Origin of the sequence: Pinirhizobacter sp. (assembly GCF_035317885.1) — a bacterium.
In the GTDB taxonomy this organism is placed as follows: domain Bacteria; phylum Pseudomonadota; class Gammaproteobacteria; order Xanthomonadales; family Rhodanobacteraceae; genus Pinirhizobacter.
Genome location: NZ_DATHFX010000039.1, coordinates 1 through 4,644 on the forward strand (window position 1 = coordinate 1; position 4,644 = coordinate 4,644).

Below are 4,644 nucleotides of genomic sequence, written 5' to 3' on the forward strand. Positions count from 1 at the left end.
ACCCGGGGCATCCATCGCCGTGGGCGCCGGCGCGTAGGGGTGGTAGGCCAATACCGCATGATGGGCCACCACCAAAAGCGTCACGAAGGCGCGCAGGTACCCGAGCGCCGTGAAACGCGGCGCGGTGTTGCCAGTAACGGACATGTCAGTTCCCCGTGGGTGGTTTTGAAGTGCGCCGGCGTCGCCGCAGCAAGGCGGCATAGGCCAGCGAAGGCAGCACAACGAGCACTGCCGTCAACGCAAGCAAGCCGTTGAAGACCTCCTGCGCGTGATGTCGAAGCATGAAAGCGCCTGCCTGCAGATCATTGGCATGCCAGGCGACCGCGTGTTCGCCCCAGGCATACTCGTTGGCCACGGCGATGGCCCCGGCAGCGGCGGTCCAACCCACGGCGTAAGCGCCCATGGCGAACTTGCCGATGGCCATCGCGCCAAATCCAAGCACGCCGACGCCGAGCGTGCCGGCCGCGACCGCGCCCACGGCCACCGAGCCCACCGACACCAATCCCACCGACACAGCGCCCACGCTGATGCCGCCTACCGAGACCGCACCAAAAGCGAACAGCACGCCGAAGGCGCGGTCGCCTGCCGCGATCCAGCCGCGCGCCCAACCGCCATCGACGGGCGGCGTACCAAACTGGATGTGTACCAGCGGCAGCCCGAGCAACGTCCAGGCGCTACGATATTCACCGAAGGCGGCGGGCTTGCCGGCTTTGGGCAGGAAGCTCTGTGGATGCGCACGTTGTTCGGCGGCACGAAGCACGCGCAATTCCCGGGAAAAGCGCAACACGACCAGGCATAGCCAGAGGGCGAACAGCAACGGCAGCCCCATGCCAGCCAGCGCGAACAGCACCGGGTGCTGCAGCCAGAAGCCGCCGGCAAACGTGAAAGCCAGCAGCAACGGGATGAACACCAGCAGCCCGGCAGCGACCACGCGCAATTGGTTCCACACCCTGGACCGCTCGCGGGGCGTCACGGCCGCATCCAGGCTTGTCCTCACGCCAAAGTAAGCGCCCACGGCGCCGATGGCCGGCCCCGCGAACCACTGCAATACCGACGCCAGGCTGATGGACTTGGCTATGGCGCCAACCTTTGCCGTGGCGGTGGATGTCGCGGTCGCCACGGCCGCCGGACCGATCGGCAGCGCGGCGATCACCGCGCGGGTGAAGTCAGCCCTTGGCACGCTACGGGCCAGTGCACCTTCAACGAAGCCGGCAATGTGTTCACGCAACAACTTGCGGCCGCGGGACAGCCGCTGCCTGGCGGCATCAAGGCTGATGTCCAGCGCATCAGCCACCGCTTCGACGGATTGATGTTCCCGGTAATACAGCACCAGGGGCTCGCGGTAGATCGGCGGGATCTCGCCGATGGCGCGCCAGAGCAGGGTTTGTTCTTCATCGCTGATCGCGCTGTCCACCGGCAAGGGACCGGTGTCGATGGCCTGGGCTGCGTCATCCAGGTCCGAGGCTGCGTGCGCCGGTTCACGGCCGGCCCGCCGCAGGCTGCCATGCGCGATGTTCCGCGCGATGCCGCACAGCCACGCGCGAAGGCGTTCAGGTTCACGCAATTCGCGCAGGCTCCGCCACGCCGCCAGGAAGGTTTCCTGCGCGAGGTCTTCACTCTGGCTGATATTCCCGGTGGCGCTGTAGCCGATGGAGCACACCAGCGACTGGTACCGGGAGACGATGCGGGCAAAGGCCGCGTGGCTACCGGCGACGCTCTGGGCAACCAGATCGGCGTCGTCGGTGGCGGGAGGGAGGGATGGCAGGATCATGGTCATGGCAAGACATAAGTGGCTGCCGGGCGGAAAAGGTGACAAGCGCCACCTCCATCAGGCGTACTGTGCTTCGCCGTTGCCGAACGACCAGTTTTCCTTCTTCACTTCCACCAGGTTGATCATGACATCCTGCTTGCGCACGCCGGTGGCCGCGTGGATGCCGTCGGCGATGCCCTGGTAGAGCTTTTTCTTCAGTTCCAGCGTGCGTCCTTCGTTCATGGTGATCTGCACCAGGATGAAGTCGTCCGTGCGCTCGATGCCCAGGTAGGTACGATCGAACACCAGGCGGTCTGGATCATGTTCGGTGATCACCTGGAAGCGGTCGTTTTGCGGTACGCCGATGGCGAGCATGGCGTCGTAGACGGCCTGGCCGATGGCCTTGACGTGCTCGGGGGACTTGCCACGGGCAAGTTCGATGCGGGCGATGGGCATGGAAAAACTCCGGTTTAGGTGGGGATATTTGATTCAGGCGCAAAGGTTACGAGCGGCAGTCGTCGGCCTGTGCCGGGAACTGCCCGACGCACCAGTTCACCCACTTGCGCTTGACCTGGACGCGCTGGCCCGGATCCACCGTGTGCAGGTTATGGCTGCCGATGGCAGGTCCCTGGGGAGCGATTTCACGCAGCAGCACGACCACCGCGTCGTGCACCGTCCAGGGCTGGAACTGGCGGTCGTGGATGTGTCCGGGGCGATTGGGCAGGATGATCGATCGCTCGGCCAGCGGCCGGCCGTCGCCCAGGTGCGGCACGAGGGCCGGCACGGCGGCCTTGCCCATGCCGACCAGGGCCTCGACGGCATGCGCCTGGGCCTTCGAATCTTTCGTGGTGTCGTCAATGAGCCGGGATACTGTGGCGGCCTCCGGATGCCCGGGGTCAGAGTAATGACTCTGACCCCCAACACTCTGGGCATTGCCGATCCCTACCGGCAGGACAGCCAGGGCCAACGCCATCGCAGCAGCCAGCGGCATCGTTTTCATGGCCTGTAAGGTTACCACCATCACATAGAGGGGCGTCACGACGAGACCCCGTCGATTGGGCTAGCATTTGCCCAGCCGCGCAAACGCCGGCAGGGGGTAACCGCTTGGCGATGAAACGATTCCTGGCATCCTTCGTCGCCCGACGTGGCATCGGCGGCAGCGACGCCAATGCAGCTTTCCGCGTGCCGACCATTGCCGCGGACGAACTCCCGCTTGAACCTGTCTCGCACCCACCCTCCGACAACGACGTGCTGATGCATGAGCACGAGTGGGCTCAGTTCGAACTGCTTCCCGCCACCCGGTTGCCCGAGATCCGGCGGCACCTGGCTGCTGTGCGTGTCGCGGCGGGCGTGAACGCGGTGAACGGTGGATGGTCCACGCCGCATCCGCGGCGGCTGCAACGGGGCGTGGTCGTCGCCGGCCCCGAACCACTGCGCCTGCTGGAAAAGGCACTGAAGCTACCTGCCGGTGTCGCGCCCACCCTGTTTGCCAGGCAAGGTGTGGCCGGGCGGCTGACAGGTGGCTTCAGTTTCTCCGTGCATCAGCAGGCCATGCTTTATGGCTACGTCACCGCGCACCACGTGCCGGTGCTGGGACTGCTGCCAGGCGAGTCGGCCGACGATGCGGCCTTGTTCAGCGCGCTCAACATGTTGCCGCAGGCGTGGAGCCTGCTACTGGTGGACTGGTGCGCGCAACGCGTACTCGGCCGCGACGGCCTGGTGCTGTAACGCATCTGATACACCCTCCGCCGACGCTTTCACGCAAAGTGCCGCGCCTGGCGTAACGATGGAATCCAAGTGCGTGAAATTCTCGTGGATGCTTGAGCCGCATTCTCACGACCTGTAACAGCGGTGTGTCGGTTCGATGATCCGAACGTGATATCGACCGCTCCCAGGCCGCGTTGCGTTATCACGCATATCATTGACTACCAACGCATTTTTTGAATTATCCGGGCGCTCTCCGAACCCGGGCACGGTTGTTGCTCCTTTTGCTTCCGTCAGCGGTTGCCTTGCATTCGGTGACCGTCGAGAACAGGGGGTTCGCATCCGCTACATTCTCCGGAGGTTTCATCATGCGCAAGACTCTCCTCGCCACGGCAATCGTCGTTGGCATCGGTTTCACCCTGCCGGCCCTGGCCGACGACACACTGACCGGCGGTGCCGGCGCCAGTGCCCAGCGCCATTCGTTGGCGATACAGGACTCAGCCAACGACAGCTCGAGCAACCGCAACAACAACTCCAGCACGCATTTCCGCGACGACTCCAATTCGTCGACGGGCGATAACCGCAACAACGACGGCCACGCATCGGCCAGCGGCCTCGGCGCAGCCTCGGCCAATAACGGTGGTACCGCCACCTCAAATGCTTCGGACGCATTCAACACGTCCAACGCCATCGCCACCAGCAGCTTGAGTGGCGAAGTCACCGACATCCGCATCCATGACATCGGCAACGTTGCCAGCAACTGGGGCAATGCCAATGGCGGCAAAGCTGGTGATGGCGGCGCGGGACTGGGCGGCATAGCGGCCGGCGCAAGCGGTGGTGACGGCGGCAACGGCGGTCGGGCACGTGCCAACGGTAGTCATGCCGGTGGCTCGGGTGCGGACAGTGGCGATGCGGGCGGTGCCAGCCTTGCTGGTGGCAGCGAGAGCAATGGCTCGAACGCAACACACATCAGGACGCGCGAACGTGGTGCCGGCGATAACTCCGGTTCGCCCACGGGCGGCACGGGTACCTGGTCGGCCACCGGCGGCACGTCCGGCGACGGCACGGGCACCAGCGGTTCGGCGACAAGCACCGGCGGTACGTCCGGCGACTCGCTGGCCAGCGGCGGTGCGGGCGGAGCCGGTGGTGCCGGTGGCTCGAACACCGGTGGTGCGGGCTCCGGCGGTGCG

4 protein-coding genes and 1 pseudogene are annotated in these 4,644 nt (G+C 65.4%); 2 read left to right on the top strand and 3 right to left on the bottom strand.

The genetic code is table 11. From position 1 onward, the window contains the following. Nucleotides 1-145 precede the first annotated feature (145 nt). Genes VK519_RS01170 through VK519_RS01180 form a run of 3 tightly spaced genes read right to left on the bottom strand, consistent with a single transcriptional unit; the run spans nt 146 to nt 2,750 of the window. Complete coding sequence (locus VK519_RS01170; RefSeq protein WP_324346863.1) at nt 146-1,777, bottom strand: sigma-70 family RNA polymerase sigma factor; 1,632 nt, start codon at nt 1,775-1,777, stop codon at nt 146-148. A gap of 51 nt (nt 1,778-1,828) precedes the next feature. Then, nucleotides 1,829-2,206 (bottom strand): tautomerase family protein, encoded by a 378-nt coding sequence (locus VK519_RS01175; protein WP_324346865.1) that lies wholly within the window; start codon nt 2,204-2,206, stop codon nt 1,829-1,831. A gap of 46 nt (nt 2,207-2,252) precedes the next feature. After that, nucleotides 2,253-2,750 carry a hypothetical protein gene (locus VK519_RS01180; protein ID WP_324346867.1) on the bottom strand — a complete coding sequence of 166 codons (498 nt, stop codon included), beginning with the start codon at nt 2,748-2,750 and terminating at the stop codon, nt 2,253-2,255. 110 nt (nt 2,751-2,860) lie between these two features. Between VK519_RS01180 and VK519_RS01185 the strand changes: the two genes are divergently transcribed. Both VK519_RS01185 and VK519_RS01190 read left to right on the top strand, forming a co-directional pair. Beyond that, nucleotides 2,861-3,478, top strand: coding sequence for a hypothetical protein (locus VK519_RS01185; protein WP_324346869.1), 618 nt, complete (start codon nt 2,861-2,863; stop codon nt 3,476-3,478). Between the two features lie 344 nt (nt 3,479-3,822). Then, a pseudogene (locus tag VK519_RS01190) lies at nt 3,823-4,644 on the top strand (hypothetical protein); the annotation flags it as partial.

What these genes read in the sequence shown, in the direction of transcription:
- VK519_RS01185 (WP_324346869.1), top strand. Translation starts at nt 2,861, where the DNA reads ATGAAACGATTCCTGGCATCCTTCGTCGCCCGACGTGGCATCGGCGGC.
- VK519_RS01175 (WP_324346865.1), bottom strand. Translation starts at nt 2,206, where the DNA reads ATGCCCATCGCCCGCATCGAACTTGCCCGTGGCAAGTCCCCCGAGCAC.
- VK519_RS01170 (WP_324346863.1), bottom strand. Translation starts at nt 1,777, where the DNA reads ATGACCATGATCCTGCCATCCCTCCCTCCCGCCACCGACGACGCCGAT.
- VK519_RS01180 (WP_324346867.1), bottom strand. Translation starts at nt 2,750, where the DNA reads ATGAAAACGATGCCGCTGGCTGCTGCGATGGCGTTGGCCCTGGCTGTC.